The following is a 16268-nucleotide window of genomic DNA, read 5'->3' as shown; positions in this document are numbered from 1 at the left end:
GGTGATGCTTTTGTAACCAACTCCGGGGCCGCTGACGGGCGGACGTACGCCTCACCGTTCTCTCGATCCGCTCCCGTCGAGACCATTGCTGGCATGGGCATGACAGGACGGCTGCCCACCGAGGCGCAGCACGAAGCGATGCACACCATGGACGTACCGGAGAAGGCAGCGCGCGCCGTGCGGGCCGTGCTCAACGAACCCGTGGCGGGGCGCAGCCGGGGGGGGGCACCGGCCGCGACCCGCCACAGGCCGTACGCGTGATCAGGCGCGGCTGGCCTTGAGCATGTCCTCGCGCTCCACGACCTTGATCCGCTCACGGCCCGCGGCCTCGCCGAGGGAGCGCTCGTGGGCGTCCAGGTGGTGCCAGCCCTCCCAGGTGGTGTAGCGCACGGAGCGCTCCTCCAGGAACCGGACGACCGCCTCGGGGGCGGGCGCCTCCGGCTCGGGCAGCCGGCCCGCGGCGTGGTCGGACAGGAACGAGGCCACGGTCTCGTTGGCGTCGCCCTTGGTGTGGCCGATCAAACCGACCGGGCCGCGCTTGATCCAGCCGGTGACGTAGATCGAGGTGAGCGGCGCGCCGGCGCCGTCGATGACCCGCCCCGCCTCGTGCGGCACGGTGCCGGAGACCGCGTCGAACGGCAGCTTGGGCAGCTCGTCGGAGAGGTAGCCCACCGCCCGGTAGACGCCCTGCACGTCCCAGTCACGGAACTGCCCGGTGCCGCGGACGTTGCCGGTGCCGTCCAGCTCCGTACGCTCGGTACGCAGCCCCACCACCTGGCCGTCCTCGCCGAGGATCTCCACGGGCGACTCGAAGAAGTGCAGGTGGAGGCGGTGCGGCCGGTCCCCGGGGTCGCGGATGGCCCACTTCTCCAGTGTGGCGGCGACCATGTCGGCCTGCTTGTTGCTGCGCCGGGTGGCTATGGAGCCGTCGTCGTAGTCGATGTCCTCGGGGTCGACGATGACCTCGATGTTCGGCGAGTGGTCCAGCTCACGCAGCTCCATCGGGCTGAACTTGGCCTGAGCGGGGCCGCGCCGACCGAAGACGTGCACCTCGCGCGCCTGGTTGGCGGCCAGGCCGTCGTAGACGTTCTGCGGGATCTCGGTGGGCAGCAGTTCGTCGGCGGTCTTGGCCAGCACCCGGGCGACGTCGAGCGCGACGTTGCCGACGCCGAGGACGGCGACCTTCTCCGCGTGCAGCGGCCAGGTGCGCGGCACGTCGGGGTGACCGTCGTACCAGGAGACGAAGTCGGCCGCGCCGTACGAGCCGTCCAGCTCGATGCCGGGGATCTTCAGGTCGCGGTCGGCGCTGGCACCGGTGGAGAAGATCACCGCGTCGTAGAAGCGGCGCAGGTCCTCAAGGGCCAGCTCGTCCGGGTAGGAGACGTTGCCGAAGAGCCGGATCTGCGGCTTGTCGAGGACCTTGTGCAGGGCCGTGACGATGCCCTTGATCCGGGGATGGTCGGGCGCGACGCCGTAGCGGATCAGGCCGAAGGGGGCGGGCATCCGCTCGAACAGGTCGATGGACACGCCCGGGTCGAGGGCGGCGTCGGACTTCAGCAGAGCGTCGGCGGCGTAGATGCCGGCGGGGCCGGCGCCTACGACGGCCACCCGGATGGGGCGTGGCATGGAACGGGACTCCTTCACACAGGCGGACGCGGCGTGGCACACGAGTGCCACTTAGGCAACCCTAACTTACGATGATCCCACTCCGCCCCCCGCCCCCGGCCCGGCCCCCGCTCGGCCTCCTCGGCTCCTTGACCTAATCGGTCACCTCGTACTGCCCCACCTCGCGGAAGTAGCGCAGGGTTTCCGGGGAGCCGTCGTCGAGGGCAGCATTGATCGCGGCGCGCATCGAAGCACTGATGTCCGGATCCGCCAGCATGCGAACTATGTAGACGGCGTCGTCCTCGGCTTGGGCCAGCCGGTAGCCGTTCTCCAGCCAGGCGCGCATTCCCTCCGGGGAAGCGCCGTCGAGGAGCTTGTTGGCCTCCTCGATGACTCGCTTGTCCTTGTTCTGCGTCGCCACGTAGAGGATGCGGGCGATGGCGACCCGGTCGTCCTCGGCCTGGGCCAGCCGGTAGCCGGTCTTCAAGAAGGTACGCATGTCCTCGATGGTGCCGTTCAGGGCCTCATTGGCCTCTCGGGTGACCCCGCGGCCGCTGTCCTCGTCCGCCAGGATGGCGGCGATCGCGGCACGCAGTTGGTCCTCCGACATCTCGTCCACCGGTGTGTCGGACGTGGTCGCCACGTTGGCGGCGGTGGCGGGCGCCGCCGAACCGTTGGCGAACGCCGGGGCGGTGAAGAGCAGGGCCGGGGTCAGGGCGGTGGCCACAACAAGCAGAGCGGCGCGCGTCGGTCTCATGGGTATCTGCCTCCGAGTTCGGACTTGAGTAGGTGAATGATCACCCATGCACGCTGAAAACGCATGAGGAACCGAATAGTCCGGATATCGCGGGTCCGGGCCGGCGCGGGCATGTGGCCGAGCCCTGGAGCCTTCCGTATCCCGCGCGCGCCAGCCGGGCTCAGGCGTTCACTCGTGGGCGCTGATCACACCGCCGGCGCTGAGCACGATGTACACACCGTTGGCGTCGAGCCCCGCGTCCTTCTCGTTCGCCTCCAACGTGCCGTACACCGCGCCATCCCTGCCGAGGATCTGCGCGCGGTACCGGAGCTCGCCGAGCTTCGTGACCTTGGCCGTCCAACCGCCCGCGAGCTTGAACGTGCCCGGCCCCTGGTGTCCGCCGCCCATCCAGGAATGCACCTGGCCGTCCAGCGTGAGCACGACGAACATGTCGTTGGCGTCGAGCCCGGCGTCGTGTCCCTTCGTCTCCAGCGTGGCCAGCACCGAACCGCGGGCGACGATCTTGGCGCGGTAGTGCTGGTCGCCGAGCTTGTAGATCTCGGCCTTGCTGACGCCGTCGGCCAGAGGCTGGGTGCGGACCGGAGACGCCGTCTTGGCCGCGGCGGAGCGTGCGCCGCCCGACTGCTTGCCCGCAGCGTCCGCCTCGGTGCTGTCCTTGGTACCGGTGCCTGCCTGGGCATCGGAACCCTGTGCCCCGTTGGAGGAGCCCGCGTGGCTGGACTCGGCGGCCACACCCTTGTCCGTGTGAGCCGCGGACTTCGTCCCGGTGGCGTCCGAGCCGGAGCAGGCGGTCAGGGTCAGGCCGGCCGCTGCGACCAGGGCCGCGGCGTCAACGCGCAGGGTGCGGCGACGCGCGGTGCGGACAGTGGTGTTGGAGCTCATGGTGCATCTCCCCGTGGGCGATCGGTGTCGTTGTTTCCTCGGTACGTCACCCACTCTGATCGGACCCACTGTCGTGCCACTGCCGCTCCGCTAACGCCCGGCTAACGTGGTCCAACGGACACTGTGGGCGTTGATCGGGAACGCTCACCCCTGATCGTCGGTCAGCACCACGCAGGCGCTGACGTGCCAGGTTTCGTTCTCCTTCGCGGAGAACTCCAGGTCCACCTCGCGTCCGGAAGCGCCGCCGTCCAGAGGGATGCGGAGCCAGGTGAACTCCCGGCCGTCGAGCTGCTCGCTCCGAGCCTTCTCGGCGCCGTCCACGTGGACGATCAGTGTCCTGTTGAAGGTGTGGGGATCGCCGGTGAGCAGGTACGCCGTGCAGGGCCCGGCGGGCAGCTTCAGCCGCAGCACCGCCGGGGCGCTGTCGCGTACGTAGTCCCGGCGCACGACGTCGAAGAGCCCGGTGTCGGTGGCCTCGGGCGTGTTGCCGACCCAGCCGAAGTCCGCGCCCTCGTGCCAGGCGCTGTCGGGGGAGAGGCGGGTGTAGTCCTCCAGCACCGGCGCCTTGCCCGGCCCGGCGTCGAGGGCGTGCACGCACCGGGCGGCGGGCGGGACGACGACGGTCCTGGCCAGGCTGCGCAGCGAGGCGTCGAGGACCTGTACCGAGCCCGATCTCGGATGCGCGTGCAGGGTGGCGAGCGTCGGGGCCGGCGGCGGCACGACGGTCATCTGTACCGTGGTGTCGCCGCCCGAGGCCACGTAGCCGGTCGCGTCCTCGGTTCGCCAGCCCTTGGGTACGTCCAGTGAGACGGTCGTGCGCAGGCCGGAGCCGGTCGCATTGACCACCTGCACCGGCAGTTCGTTGCGTTCCCCGCCCAGCAGCGCCGTGTCGGCCGGGGCGATGACCGCTTGGAGCCAACTGCGCTTCTCGTCGCGGATCCGGCTGAGTTCGAACCAGTAGGCGACCAGGGTGTCCCGCCACTTCGCTGCCTCGGTCAGCTGCCGGCCGAACTGGCGGTGGACGTCGGTGAAGCGCCGGTGGTCGATGCGGCGGCGTAGCCCGCCCCAGTCGTTGCGCATCTCCGCGACCCGTGCCGCACCGGCGAAGTGCGTGTCGTAGATGTGTTGGAGCACGGTTGTGCCGTTGTTCAGCCGGTGGGTGTAGGGGACGTGGTGGAGGAAGAGCAGCAACTCCTCGGGGCAGTCCGCCAGCGACTCGTAGGCGTCCCGTATCGCCGGCGCGTAGAGCTCGGTGTAGCCGTCGCCGGTGGCGATCGTACGGTCGTAGCCGATGCCCTCGCGGTTCGACCGGTGGAACTGGGTGGTCGTGGTCGGGCTGGGGTCGAAGTGTCCCGTCACCGAGCCGTCCGGCGGGTGGGTGAGGTAGCCGATGCCCAGCGGCGAGGTGTAGTCCTCGTACGTGTGCCAGGAGCCCAGCAGCAGGGCGGAGACGGTGTCGACGACGTGGGGATCGTTGCCGAACGTCATTCGGGTCCACTCGGCGGCCAGGTCCTCCGCGGCGAGTTCCGGGTTCCAGGCGAGCCGTCCGTAGCCGTGGGTATTGGCGGCGGCGAGGTGGGAGCCGGTCCAGTTCCTGTCGTCGCCGAAGTTCAGTACGCCGGCGAAGCCGCAGTGCGAGTAGGAGTACACCCGGCCGGTCACGACATCGGCCACGGTGCTGTTCTCGGTCCCGGCGCCCTTGCCACCGTCGCCGTCCTTGCCGCCGCCGCTGTCCTTGCTGCGGTCGCTGTCTTTGCCGCCCTTCCGGCCCTTGCCGCCCTTCCCGTCCTTCCCGCCCTTGCGTGTGTCGAAGTCCAGGACTTCCTTCCACTGCGGCACCAGGTAGCACAGGTGGGTGGAGTGCCCGGTGTACTCCTGCGTCACCTGGAGCTCGATCATCGAGTTGGTGCGCGGCAGCGAGCCGAAGAGGGGGTGGGCGGGCTCGCGGACCTGGAAGTCGATCGGCCCGTTCTTGATCTGCACGATGGCGTTGTCCGCGAACGTCCCGTCCAGCGGCGTGAAGTCCTGGTAGGCCTGCCGGTCCCATGTGTCGTCGCTGTCGTGGACGAACGACCGCCACATCACGATTCCGCCATACGGTTCGAGGGCGCCCGCCAGCAGGTTGGCCCCGTCGGCGTGGGTGCGTCCGTAGTCCAGCGGTCCGGGACGGCCCTCGGAGTTGGCCTTCACCAGGAAGCCGCCGAAGTCCTCGGTCTTGCCGTAGATCTCCTTGGCCTTCTTCCGCCACCAACTGCGTACCCCCGCCACGGTCGGCACGTGCGGCCACCACGGTGTGGCTTCTGCCGTGCTGGGTGACGTGCCGGATGAGGTACCTCTCGTCGCCCAGTTCGGTCAGGTCGGCCGCCGGGACGAGGTCGCGTATCAGGGTGGAGCTCGTCCGGGTGCCCACCACGAGTGCCGCGTCGGACCGGGCGTTGGTGTGGGGCCTCAGCCGCGTACCGAGCAGTCCGGTGAGTCCGCGGACCAACTCGTCCACGGCCGATTTCTGGAGTGGGCCGCCCCCTTGCCAGACCAGGTCCGTCAAGGCGGCCCGATACCGTTGAAGTTGACCGGGATCCTCGACCTGCCGGTAGCGCAGCCACAGGTCGTAACCGTCCTCGCCGGACAACGTTGTCGCCGGTGTCGTCGCTACCGCCCCTGTCGTCGATGTCGCCATCGATGCCGCCGTCGATGCCGATGTCGATGACAGTGCGTCAGTGCGGGCCGACCGTGCGGATGCCTGCGCCGAGAGGCCGAGGGAGCCGGCCACGCCTCCCAGGGCGGCCGCGGACAGGACGCTTCGGCGACGTATTCCTGAGCTCATGCGTTCTCACTTTCGTCGGCGAACGAACAGTGCACATCCAGGCCAGGAGGATCTCCGCAACCGTCACACGCACCACGACAGGTGTCAACACAGCCAACCAGGAGAGAACATGCGGTCGTTGGGTTCGGATCATCGATACTCACGGGGGCCGATCACGGCTACGCCCCGTCGGGAAGGTCACTGCTGTCGAAATAGACCACCAGCGTCTGCTCCGGCTGTTCGGCCAGGTGAAAAGCGGTGTACACATAATCGATCGCTCCCCGTTGCGGATGCCGTAGCCGTTTCCGACCGCTGTGCCGGGCCTGCACCTCGTACTGGGGCCACCAGTCCCGCACCTCCGGGCTGCCCTCGTTCAGCTCCTCGATCAGTCGGGTGTATCGCGGGTCGCCGGAATGGCGTGCGGCTCGCGGCCGAAGTCGAGCGAGCAGGCCGCGTGCCTCGGGTTCCCAGTCGAGCAGAACCTCCCGGGCCACCGGCTCGAGGAACACCCAGCGGACGAAGTTGGCCGGCCGGTCCGCCTCGGTGATGAGCTTCGGAAACAGTTCGTCGGCCGCCTGGTTGTGACTGAGGACGTCATAGTTGCCGCCGATGATGTACGCCGGGTGCGGCTGGAGCAACAGGGGGACGGCCCCCGCCTCGGCCGTTAGTGGCTCGTGTTCCCCGGCTTCGGCCGCAGGCGCGTGACCGGCAAGTTGAAGGAGATGATCGCGCTCGTGACGGTCGAGCCGCAGCGCCGCGGCGAGGGCGTTCAGCACTTGTTCGGAGGCGCGGATCTCCCGCCCCTGCTCCAGGTACGTGTACCAGGTGGCGCTGATCCCGGCCAGCAGTGCCAGTTCCTCTCGGCGAAGTCCCGGAGTCCGGCGGCGGCCGGTCTGGGGCAGGCCCACCTCGTCAGGGGTGAGGCGCTCTCTCCGGCTGCGCAGAAAGGCACTCAGCTGACGGCGTTGGTCGCGTTGGTCGCGTTGGTCCGGCTGCGTGGGCATGACGGGCACCTTCAATTCCAGGATAAGTACGGTCTGGATACCAGGCTAAAGCTCCTGAAGACTGGTGTGCGAGCACAAGGCCACGGCGCGCTGCCGACGGCCTCACACGGTCACACCGGCACCCGGCCGTCGAGTGCGCAACAGCTTCCGGACGCTCCACCAGGACCTGCTGCCGCTCAGTACCCCAGCCCCGGTGCCAAGGACGGAGAGGACGACTTCATGTCCGGAATCAAAGGCAAAGTGGTGGCGATCACGGGAGCCAGCAGCGGCATTGGCGAGGCGACCGCGCTGCTGCTCGCCGAACGCGGCGCGCGACTCGTCCTCGGCGCGCGCCGGTCCGAGCGCCTGGCGGAACTGGTGGCCCGGATCGAGAAGGCGGGTGGCGCAGCCGTACAGATCCGCACCGACGTGACCCGGCGGGACGACCTGCGCGCTCTGGTCGCGCTGGCCGGTGAGCGATTCGGCCGACTCGACGTACTCGTCAGCAACGCCGGAGTCGGCACGATCTCGCCTCTTGACGATCTGCGCGTCGAGGAGTGGGACCACATGGTCGACGTCAACGTGAAGGGCGTGCTGCACGGAATCGGCGCCGCGCTGCCGGTCTTCCGGGCGCAGGGCGCCGGGCACTTCATCACCACCGCCTCCACGGCCGCGTTTCGCATCGTGCCGACCATGGCGGTCTACGCCGGCACCAAGTTCGCGGTCCGGGCCATCTGCGAAGGACTGCGCCAGGAAGCTGGCGACTCCCTGCGGGTGACCACCGTCTCACCCGGTGCAACGGCGACCGATTTCGCCGAGGCGTCAACCAACAGCCAGGTCAGAGCAGAGATCACGAGGATGCAGGACCACATCGCAATCCCGCCCGACGCAATCGCTCGGGCCATCGCTTTCGCGATCGAACAGCCTGCCGCGGTCGACGTGAACGAGATCGTCGTGCGGCCCACCGCCCAGAGCTGACCTCCCCGATCCTTCCGGTGCGGACGCCGGACTCGCGGGACTGCCCCGCGGGTCACATGGCAACACAGGCCCCTCGGCCAGTGGGTGGCGTATCCGAGTGGAAATGACGGCCCCGACGCCAGATGATCAAGGTTGCTGAGACCGAAGATCGACCTGGAGCCGCGTCCGCGTGCAGCCTTCCCTGATCAGCGTCCTCACGCTCCACTTCGAGGACGCAGCCGCGCCATGTCCACCTATGAACTCCGCTGAACTGGCCACGCTGGTCGAGGTGTTCGACCGTCCCCCCGATCCACGCCGAGTACGAGAACGCCGCTATCGGCTCGGCTCGCTGCTGGGGCTGTGCCTGGTTCCGGGAGAATTGGAAGTGTGCACGCCGGACACCATCAGCGACCGGAACGTCCTTCTCAAGGATCTGCAGGAAGTTCGTGAGCAGGAGTACGCGGTGATGGACAATGAACTGGCGGCCATTCTGACCGTCGATGCTCCTCGGTACCGGTTCGGCAGGGAAGGCTCGGAAACGCCCTGATCATCGCCCGTACCCGGCCGTTGCCACCGGACCAGGTCGCCGACTGGGACGTCCGCGCCGACCCCTCGGCCGTGCCGTCGGTATGAGGGGCCTGCGCCCGCAAGCTGGCGGACTGGAGCCTGGACGACGTCGCACCACCGATGAGGGTGGCCGCGGTCTGTTCCTGGTCGCCCAGTTCGCCGATCGGTGGCACTCGCTACACCAGCCGCGGCAAGGTCATCCGGACCGAGCAGAGCATCCACGGTGGCCAGGCCGAGGCCGCGGAGGACCTTGGCGACATGCCGCTGGACCAATGGGACGGCGCCGAGCTGTGACGACCGTAGCCGCCTCCGTAGGCGATCGCCGTTCCCGGAGGGGGCGGCTACGGCAAACGGGTGATTCACGAGAGCTTCACGTCACCCGGCGTTTCCTCCGTCAGGGGGTGTCGTTAGCGATATCAATCATCGCTCGTACGCGTGGCGATAGAGGCATGCGGCTGACATCTGTGTGAAGAGCATGCGTGCAACAGCGGCATTTTTTCAGGTGGGGGAGGGGGTTCCTGCACAGACGGACACCGGTCGGAAACCGGTTCGGTGAGAGTGGCACTGCCCGGTGCCGCCTTCGCCGTACGCCGCTGTGCCGTCAGCAGCCGGCTGAGAGGCCGTCACCCGAAGACGCCGCGCGTGGCATCACTGGTGCCAGAGCGCACACAGGTCGTCGCCTGTGTGACACAACTCAAGACAAGAGAAGAAACAATGCGACAGACATTGCAGAGCGTCATGCTCGTCGCGGCAACCGTATCGGGACTCTTCGCCTCAGCCGGAGGCACCGCCCACGCGGATGCCGGAGCAGCAGGCGCGGCCGCCGGCTCACCGGGTGTGCTGGCGGGCACGCTGGCCCAACTGCCGGTCCACGTTCCGGTCAACGTGTGCGGCAACACCGTGAACGTCGTCGGCCTGCTGAACCCGGCGGCAGGCAACACCTGCGCACAGGGACGACAGGGCAGCGGCGGCCATCACCAAGGTCACCAGCACGGCGGCGCCCAGGCCCACGGCGCGACCGGCTATTCACCAGGGGTGGGTTCGGGTAACGGCATCGAGACACCGGTCGACCTGCCGGTCAACTCCTGCGGTAACACCATCGACGTCGTCGGCGTACTCAACCCGGCCACCGGCAACGACTGCTCCGACGACGACACTGCGCACCGCCCGCCGCACCACCAGCATCCGCCGCACCACCATCGTCCGCCGACGGAACACCCGCAGCAGCCGCCCACCCACCACAACCCGCCCACACATCCAGGCCACGAAACGCCTCCGGGCCACGAAACGCCTCCGGCCAAGCCGTCGACAGTACGGCCACCCGTCCCGTCGACCGACGAGCGCGCCACAGACGAAACGACTCCTCGTACGCCGGCCCCCGCTCACGCCGCCCTGGCCGAGACCGGAGCCGACTGGATCGGGATGACGGCCGCCTGCAGCGCCGCTGCGCTTCTCGGCGGCGTGATCCTGGTACGACGGGCCCGCAGAACCCGCGGCTGACCGTCCCGTCCGCTTGCCGGCAGGGAATACCCGTCGACAACGGTGAACAACCGCCGCCCCCCATCGATACAACATTGATGAAACGGTCGGCCTCTGGCAAGCAGGCACCGCTGCCTCGCCAGAGGCCGGCCCACACCCAACTGGTCGCGCCGGCAGAGGTGGACACCACCGTGACCAAACGCGGTCGAAGGGCGCCGTCGGCCATAGCTGCCCATATTCGTCAGCTCCCCATATTCGTTGGCCGTCCTCAGGGGCCGCTTGTTACAACTTCGACCATGGGGATCTGGTACGACGCCTTCATCGCGCCTGCGCAGCCGACTCTGCTTCCGTCCGAGGCGTTCGGCCGGTTCGTGCGGGACCTCGCGCGCGAGCGCGTCGTGCACACGCCGTGGGCCCTCCTCGCCGGCGAGCTGTGCATCAATGCCTCGCTCAACTGGGAAAGCGTCAGTGGTAGAGCGCGCTATGAACGCCCCGCGCCAGGCACGTTGTTGTGCACCGACCCGGAGAGCGAACAGTTCCGCTCCCCGTATCCGCCGCCTTGGGGCGGATCCCGGGAGCGGGCCCGCCTGCTCGCGGCGGGGGACGCCATCCTCGACCTGCTGCCGGCGCTGCAGGCCGCTCCCTACGGGCAGCAGGACATCGCTGTCGTCTTCGACCGGCTCAACTTCGGCAACCGGGCGATCGCCGACTACTTCCATGCCGAGGACCCGCGCACGATGCTGGTCGCCTTCGCGTTGGCGCACCCGCAGTCACGCCCCCTTGCGACCTGCTTCTCCGACGAGCCGGGCGGGCCGATGCACCCGGTGCAGACCGGCGTGGTGCACACCTTCAAGCTCGCCGTGGAGGACGGCCCTGTCCCGGTGCTCGCTGCCCTGCTCGCCCGCCACCTCGGCCCCGACCTGGTCAGCGGCGAGACCTGGGGCTGACCCGTGCCGGCGACTTGAAGCGACCCACGGGTTGGCCCACGGGTTGGCCCACGAGTTGGCCCACGGACTGACTCGCGGGCTGACCCACGGGCTGACCCACGGGCTGGCCTGTGGATTGACTTACGGGCTGACTCACGGCTGACCCATGGGTTGACTTACGAGCTGACTCACGGGCCGTGCAGTTGCGGTGCGACTCAGCGACTCCTCGTTCCCCACGCGAGGTGTTGACGGCAATGCGCGCCGACCCTATCTTCACGTCCGAAGTCGCGGTCATCGTTCGACATCCCGAACAGCGAGCTGTGCGAGGAGAGCTACGTGAGCTGCACCGAAGAACCGACCCGCGCCCGTACCCCCGGCAGAGCGACCCGCCAACGACCCCTTTCAGCAGGTAATGCACCGGCCCTGAGAGGGAGTGTGCGATGACGGAAGGTGTTTCGCCGGACCCCTTCGACAGACGGCATTTCCTCACGGCCGCCGCCACCGGTGCCGCGGCCGCCATGCTCGCCACGACGGGCGGAGGTGCGGCGTACGCGAGCACTCCCCGCACCGCCACCACCAGCGCCGACGCCCGACAGCCGGTCGGCACCGGCACCGGTACCGACACCGGGAAGAGCGCCGGCACCGGCACCGTCCGGCCGTTTCCGCTCGACGCCGTGCAGCTCCTCCCCAGCGCCTTCCGTGACAACCAGGCGCGCAACACCGCCTACCTCCACTTCGTCGACATCGACCGGCTGCTGCACACCTTCCGACGCAACGTCGGCTTGCCGAGCGACGCGCAGCCCTGCGGGGGATGGGAGGCCCCGGACGTCGAGCTGCGCGGACACACCACCGGACACCTGCTCTCCGCGCTCGCCCTCACATACGCCAACACCGGCGACACGGCGGTACGTGACAAGGGCCGCAAGCTGGTCGCCGCACTCGCCGAGTGCCAGGCCGCGTCGACCGGGGCCGGCTACGGCAAGGGGTACTTGTCGGCGTTCCCGGAGAGCTTCTTCGACCGCCTCGAAGCCGGCACCAACGTTTGGGCGCCGTACTACACGATCCACAAGATCATGGCGGGACTCGTCGACCAGTACCGCCTCGCGGGCAACGACCAGGCCCGCGATGTGGTGCTGCGCCAGGCCGCCTGGGTCGATGCCCGTACGGCGAAGCTGAGCCACGACCAGATGCAGCGTGTGCTGCAGACCGAATTCGGCGGCATGAACGACGTGTTCGCCGATCTGCACGCGCTGACCGGCGACGCGACCTGGTTGAAGGTCGCCGAGCGGTTCACTCACGAAGTCGTCTTCGACCCGCTGGCGAAGGATGAGGACCGGCTCGCCGGGCTGCATGCCAACACACAGATACCGAAGATGGTCGGCGCGTTCCGACTCTGGGAGGAGGGCCTCGGCGACCGGTACCGCACGATCGCGGAGAACTTCTGGCAGATCGTCACCGACCACCACACGTACGTCATCGGCGGCAACAGCAACGGCGAGGCCTTCCACGAGCCGGACGCCATCGCCTCGCAGCTGTCGAACAACTGCTGCGAGAACTGCAACAGCTACAACATGCTCAAGCTCACCCGGCTGATGCACTTCCACACACCCGAGCGCGTCGATCTCCTCGACTACTACGAACGCACCCTGTTCAATCAGATGCTCGGAGAGCAGGACCCCGACTCGGCTCACGGGTTCAACATCTACTACACGGGCCTGGCGCCCGGCGCCTTCAAGCAGCAACCCTCCTTCATGGGGACCGACCCGAACGCCTACTCCACCGACTACGACAACTTCTCCTGCGACCACGGCAGTGGCATGGAGACCCAGGCGAAGTTCGCCGAGACCATCTACACGCACAGACACGACAGCCTGCTCGTCAACCTTTTCGTCCCCTCCGAGGTGACGTGGCGGGACAAGGGCATCACCTGGCGACAGACCACCGGGTTCCCCGACCAGGCCGCCACCGTCCTCACCGTCACCGCCGGCCGGGCGAAGCATGAACTGCGCGTCCGCATCCCCTCCTGGGCCTCGAATGCCCAGGTCGAGCTCAATGGTCGTACGGTGCCGGGCCACCCGAAACCCGGCACCTGGTTCGTACTGGGCCGCCATTGGCAGACCGGGGATCGAGTACAGATCGCCATGCCGATGAGCCTCACGATCGAGCCGACACCCGACGACCCGGACGTGCAGGCAGTGCTGTACGGGCCGGTGGTGCTCGCCGGACTGTACGGCGACCGTGACACGATGCGGATGCCGCGGCTCGACACCCGGTCCGTGAAGAAGAAGGCGGCGACCCCGATGCGGTTCACCGCGCGGGCCGACGGTGAGGACGTCACCCTCCTGCCGGTGGCGCGCACCCATCACGAGCACTACAACGTCTACTGGCTGACCGGCGAACCGCCCGCCCCGCCACCGGAGTTCGCCGCCTGGCACCGCTTCGACGAGGCCTCCGGGACTGTCGCCGCGGACGCCACCGGCAACGGCAAGACCGCACACCTGGTGGACGGCGTCACCTGGACCACCGGGAAGACCGGCGGCGCCGTGGCGCTGAACGGCTCGGGTGGGCACGTACGACTCGCGGAAGACATCCTCGCGGGCGCGTCCGCGTACTCCATCGCCACCTGGGTCGAACTCGATGGCACGCCAGAGGCCTGGACCCGGATCTTCGACATCGGCACCGGAGTGACCGCCAACATGTTCCTGACCCCGCGCAGCGACACGGGAACCCTGCGGTTCGCGGTCACCGTCGCCGGCGGCGGCGCCGAGCAACGCATCGACGCCGACCCGCTGCCGACGAACACCTGGACACACGTCGCGGTGACGTATGGAAAGGGAACGGCCGTCCTGTACGTCAACGGCACCGAGGCCAGCCGCAACGAACAGGTCACCGCCCAGCCGGATGGATTCGGCAACCACATCCGCTCCGCCTACATCGGCAAGTCCCAATACCCCGACCCGTACCTCAAAGCCGCGGTCGATGACTTCCGCGTGTACGGAAAGACACTGACACCCACGGAGATCACCGAGCTCGCCCGAGACTGAGCATTTTCCAACCTCAGGTTGAGGCATGACGAAGGGCGGGGATGGTCTTCACGATGGCTGTGACCCGGTTGGTGCTACAAGCGGAGTTTCCGCGGGAGGCGCCAGCCCCTTCAGGTCGGCCACTTGCTCGCCGAAACAACGGATCCTGGCGTGGGTGCTGTTGTGCCGACGTTGCCGCAGCTTGATACGCAGGCCACGGAAGGGCGCCCGGGGGTGCCGCCGGCGCCTTGATACGCCTTGTCCGCCCAGCCCTTCACCTCCGCGTCGCGGGGGGGGGGCGTAGTCACCGGCAGCACCCGTGTCGTGGCGAGCGCCGGGAACGGTGGGGGAGGCCGACAGCAGTCGACCTGCCGCATCGGCGATGACCTACCACGCCGAGCCGGGCTCGTCGGACATGGCGGCGCCGACCCGGTTGGGAGCTACAGGGGAGCTGCGCACCGACCGGTGACCGGTCGGTGCGGGCTCGGTCTACCGGTTCGCGGCTTCGCGAGAGGCGCTCCGGTTCGTGCGACCGACCGCGCGGCCCACCGCGTTGCGCACCGCGAGGCCCGGCCGGGTGCGGGGCACCAAGAGCCTGGAGAGCAGACCGACGCGTCGCTGCCGCGGACCTACCTCACGGCGGAGCCGGGACTCGTAGGCGGCGAAAGCGCGGGCGTGATCACCGGGATGGGCGGCGAGCTCTTCTGCGAGGGCGTACGCGCCCGCCATCGCCATGCTGGACCCGTCGCCCAGCAGGGCTGTCGCCGCCGCCGCGTCCCCGAGCAGTACGACCCGCCCGCGGGACCACGAGGGCACCCGGACGGTGGTCAGGGGGTCGAAGAACGGAGCTGGGTGGTCGAGGAACGCCGCCACGAGTTCCGGTGCCCGCCACCGCACGTCGGCGTAGGCGTCGGCCACGGTCTGCTTGTGAAGGGCGATGTTCTTGCGGTCGTGGGGCGCTAGCTGTGCGGCCCGGAAGGTGAAGATCGCGAGCGGAGTGGTCCGCGAGGGGTGGAGGACCAGCATCCGGTTCGGCACGGTCAGCATCGTCATCTCACTCGGGTCCTCGATGGCGTCGGGTTCCAGCGGGACGGTCGCGCCGTACAGGCCCAGGTCGCTCGCGAACTGCCGCTCGGGGCCGAATACCAGGCGCCGTACGGTGGAGTGCATCCCGTCGGCACCGACTACCAAGTCGAAGCGCCGTGGCGCGGACCGCCGGAAGGTGACATCGACCCCGCCTTCGTCCTGGTCGAGAGCGGTGACCGTGTCGTCGAACACGAACTCGGCCTCGGTCTGCGCCGACCGGTGGAGCACCTCGGACAGGTCGGCTCGGGTCACCTCGACCGTCGGAGTCTTGTCCGAGGTGAGCGGGAGTTGCAGGATTCGCCTGCCGCCGGGGTCGAGCAGGGACAGCGACCGATTGCGGGTGGCGAGCTCGCGGAGCTGCGGGAGGATGCCCATGCGCTCGGCGACCGGGATGGCGGGCCCCTTCACGACGATCGCGCTACCACCGGAGCGCAGCTGCCGGGCGTGTTCGACGACCGTCGGCCGGTATCCATTCCGGGAGAGCCAGTACGCGAGTGCGGGCCCTGCGATTCCGGCACCGACTATCAGCACCTCGGGCTTCTTCATGACGATGACCTCTCGGAGCGTCGATGACCAGGTCCCCGGCGAGTGCCGGGGCCGGGGCTCAGGGCGCGGCGGCACGGGGCAGCACAACCCTGGCAAGGTACGAAAATTTTCGTACCTGAGTGGAGCACGCCCTTCAGGTACGATGCAAGTCGTACTTGAAGGAGGTGCGGCGTGGCCGGGAGGAACCTGGTCGGCCCGGAAGCTGATGCGCTCGATCTGGGTGCGGTGTTTCGTGCCCTCGCCGATGAGCACCGTCGTTCGGTGATGATGGAGTTGGCCGCCGACCGCAGCGACAGCGAGCGGGGCTGCAACTCGTTCGATCTTCCGATCTCGAAGCAGACCCAGACCCACCACTTCCGGGTCCTGCGCGAGGCAGGTCTCATTGACGAGATCGACTACGGCAACCGCAAGGGCATCCGACTACGACGCGCGGACATCGAGAAGAGATTCCCCGGGCTGCTCACGCTCCTGGGCGCAGAGTCCCCGGGCGGTACTGCTCCTCGCTGAGCACAGCTGAGCACACCGGAGGGGAGTCCGAGTCGGCCCTGAGCCGCGAGCTCTACCGAATCCAGCTCGCGCCCGGCTCGCAGGTAGCCGAGCACGACGCGGGGTAGAGGGGTGCGTGTCGAGTCCAAGCCATCCTGCCAGGAGCTT

Annotated in this window: 13 protein-coding genes and 2 pseudogenes; 8 read left to right on the top strand and 7 right to left on the bottom strand. The window is 68.6% G+C overall.

What is annotated here, in order from left to right; translation table 11 throughout:
- The first annotated feature begins 93 nt into the window (after positions 1 to 93).
- Complete coding sequence (locus IF20_RS39130) at positions 94 to 261, top strand: hypothetical protein (protein WP_199896581.1); 168 nt, start codon at positions 94 to 96, stop codon at positions 259 to 261.
- Here IF20_RS39130 and IF20_RS13020 read toward each other — a convergent pair whose 3' ends face one another.
- The 6 genes and pseudogenes from IF20_RS13020 to IF20_RS13000 form a co-directional block, all read right to left on the bottom strand.
- The gene (locus IF20_RS13020; protein WP_052865291.1) at positions 262 to 1626 is read right to left on the bottom strand and encodes an FAD-dependent oxidoreductase; all 1365 of its coding nucleotides are present in this window, start codon (positions 1624 to 1626) and stop codon (positions 262 to 264) included.
- Positions 1627 to 1759: 133 nt separating this feature from the next.
- Positions 1760 to 2362 carry an ALF repeat-containing protein gene (locus IF20_RS13015; protein ID WP_052865290.1) on the bottom strand — a complete coding sequence of 201 codons (603 nt, stop codon included), beginning with the start codon at positions 2360 to 2362 and terminating at the stop codon, positions 1760 to 1762.
- Between the two features lie 168 nt (positions 2363 to 2530).
- Positions 2531 to 3244 carry a hypothetical protein gene (locus tag IF20_RS13010; protein ID WP_052865289.1) on the bottom strand — a complete coding sequence of 238 codons (714 nt, stop codon included), beginning with the start codon at positions 3242 to 3244 and terminating at the stop codon, positions 2531 to 2533.
- A 144-nt stretch (positions 3245 to 3388) separates the two neighbouring features.
- The gene (locus IF20_RS37675) at positions 3389 to 5521 is read right to left on the bottom strand and encodes a glycoside hydrolase (RefSeq protein WP_234426631.1); all 2133 of its coding nucleotides are present in this window, start codon (positions 5519 to 5521) and stop codon (positions 3389 to 3391) included.
- Positions 5522 to 5567: 46 nt separating this feature from the next.
- Positions 5568 to 5921, bottom strand: a pseudogene (locus IF20_RS39905) (alpha-glucuronidase family glycosyl hydrolase); the annotation flags it as partial.
- A 305-nt stretch (positions 5922 to 6226) separates the two neighbouring features.
- The gene (locus IF20_RS13000; RefSeq protein WP_052865288.1) at positions 6227 to 7051 is read right to left on the bottom strand and encodes a helix-turn-helix transcriptional regulator; all 825 of its coding nucleotides are present in this window, start codon (positions 7049 to 7051) and stop codon (positions 6227 to 6229) included.
- A gap of 219 nt (positions 7052 to 7270) precedes the next feature.
- On the opposite strand from IF20_RS13000, the gene IF20_RS12995 reads away from it, so the two are divergent.
- The 6 genes and pseudogenes from IF20_RS12995 (at position 7271) to IF20_RS12980 (ending at position 14003) form a co-directional block, all read left to right on the top strand.
- The gene (locus IF20_RS12995) at positions 7271 to 8008 is read left to right on the top strand and encodes an SDR family oxidoreductase (RefSeq protein ID WP_052865287.1); all 738 of its coding nucleotides are present in this window, start codon (positions 7271 to 7273) and stop codon (positions 8006 to 8008) included.
- Between the two features lie 169 nt (positions 8009 to 8177).
- A complete protein-coding gene (locus IF20_RS37665; RefSeq protein WP_199896580.1) occupies positions 8178 to 8534 on the top strand; it encodes an IclR family transcriptional regulator C-terminal domain-containing protein in 357 nt (118 codons plus the stop codon).
- 130 nt (positions 8535 to 8664) lie between these two features.
- Positions 8665 to 8848: pseudogene (locus tag IF20_RS40895) on the top strand (ATP-binding protein); the annotation flags it as partial.
- Between the two features lie 420 nt (positions 8849 to 9268).
- Positions 9269 to 10054 carry a chaplin gene (locus IF20_RS40700; RefSeq protein WP_052865286.1) on the top strand — a complete coding sequence of 262 codons (786 nt, stop codon included), beginning with the start codon at positions 9269 to 9271 and terminating at the stop codon, positions 10052 to 10054.
- Between the two features lie 275 nt (positions 10055 to 10329).
- Complete coding sequence (locus tag IF20_RS12985) at positions 10330 to 10980, top strand: hypothetical protein (protein ID WP_052865285.1); 651 nt, start codon at positions 10330 to 10332, stop codon at positions 10978 to 10980.
- 419 nt (positions 10981 to 11399) lie between these two features.
- A complete protein-coding gene (locus IF20_RS12980) occupies positions 11400 to 14003 on the top strand; it encodes a glycoside hydrolase family 127 protein (protein ID WP_052865284.1) in 2604 nt (867 codons plus the stop codon).
- A gap of 468 nt (positions 14004 to 14471) precedes the next feature.
- On the opposite strand, the gene IF20_RS12975 is transcribed toward IF20_RS12980, so the two are convergent.
- Complete coding sequence (locus tag IF20_RS12975) at positions 14472 to 15614, bottom strand: FAD-dependent monooxygenase (protein WP_052865283.1); 1143 nt, start codon at positions 15612 to 15614, stop codon at positions 14472 to 14474.
- Positions 15615 to 15785: 171 nt separating this feature from the next.
- Between IF20_RS12975 and IF20_RS12970 the strand changes: the two genes are divergently transcribed.
- The gene (locus IF20_RS12970) at positions 15786 to 16121 is read left to right on the top strand and encodes an ArsR/SmtB family transcription factor (protein ID WP_052865282.1); all 336 of its coding nucleotides are present in this window, start codon (positions 15786 to 15788) and stop codon (positions 16119 to 16121) included.
- Positions 16122 to 16268 lie beyond the last annotated feature (147 nt).

The organism is Streptomyces niger (assembly GCF_000718305.1).
Taxonomy (GTDB): Bacteria; Actinomycetota; Actinomycetes; order Streptomycetales; family Streptomycetaceae; genus Streptomyces; species Streptomyces niger.
Note: the sequence above shows the minus strand (reverse complement) of the source record. Positions and strands in the feature narration are given on the sequence as shown.

Coding starts and splice junctions, on each gene's coding strand:
- IF20_RS12985 (WP_052865285.1), top strand. CDS start 10,330: ATGGGGATCTGGTACGACGCCTTCATCGCGCCTGCGCAGCCGACTCTG.
- IF20_RS12975 (WP_052865283.1), bottom strand. CDS start 15,614: ATGAAGAAGCCCGAGGTGCTGATAGTCGGTGCCGGAATCGCAGGGCCC.
- IF20_RS12995 (WP_052865287.1), top strand. CDS start 7,271: ATGTCCGGAATCAAAGGCAAAGTGGTGGCGATCACGGGAGCCAGCAGC.
- IF20_RS12980 (WP_052865284.1), top strand. CDS start 11,400: ATGACGGAAGGTGTTTCGCCGGACCCCTTCGACAGACGGCATTTCCTC.
- IF20_RS13010 (WP_052865289.1), bottom strand. CDS start 3,244: ATGAGCTCCAACACCACTGTCCGCACCGCGCGTCGCCGCACCCTGCGC.
- IF20_RS13000 (WP_052865288.1), bottom strand. CDS start 7,051: ATGCCCACGCAGCCGGACCAACGCGACCAACGCGACCAACGCCGTCAG.
- IF20_RS13015 (WP_052865290.1), bottom strand. CDS start 2,362: ATGAGACCGACGCGCGCCGCTCTGCTTGTTGTGGCCACCGCCCTGACC.
- IF20_RS39130 (WP_199896581.1), top strand. CDS start 94: ATGGGCATGACAGGACGGCTGCCCACCGAGGCGCAGCACGAAGCGATG.
- IF20_RS40700 (WP_052865286.1), top strand. CDS start 9,269: ATGCGACAGACATTGCAGAGCGTCATGCTCGTCGCGGCAACCGTATCG.
- IF20_RS13020 (WP_052865291.1), bottom strand. CDS start 1,626: ATGCCACGCCCCATCCGGGTGGCCGTCGTAGGCGCCGGCCCCGCCGGC.